Annotated in this window: 1 protein-coding gene; it reads right to left on the bottom strand. The window is 51.7% G+C overall.

Annotation, left to right across the window (positions count from 1 at the left end; all coding sequences use genetic code 11):
* A partial coding sequence (locus MTCD1_RS20170; protein ID WP_268807388.1) for a tyrosine-type recombinase/integrase occupies nt 1–231 on the bottom strand: 231 nt, incomplete at its 3' end.
* Nucleotides 232–240 lie beyond the last annotated feature (9 nt).

The raw sequence follows: 240 nt of genomic DNA, 5'->3' as shown, positions 1-240 counted from the left end.
CTGCAGCGTCTTGTGTCCGAGCACAGCTGCAATTTCCATCGTGGTGGCCCCATTCATGGCTAGATAGGAGGCTGCGGTGTGGCGCAGGTCATGGAAGCGAAAGTTCTCAATAGAGGCAATCTCTAAGGCTGCCTTCCAGTGCTTTTCAATGTCCATCGGCTTGGATGGGATGCCACCATAAAAAATCAAATCACTTGCCAGGTGCCGGATCTTGCTCATGTCATTAAGCAACTCCAGTGC

Origin of the sequence: Colwellia marinimaniae (assembly GCF_002207865.1) — a bacterium.
GTDB classification, from domain to species: domain Bacteria; phylum Pseudomonadota; class Gammaproteobacteria; order Enterobacterales; family Alteromonadaceae; genus Colwellia; species Colwellia marinimaniae.
The sequence above is the reverse complement of the archived record's forward strand: the minus strand, read 5'-3'. Positions and strand labels throughout refer to the sequence as shown.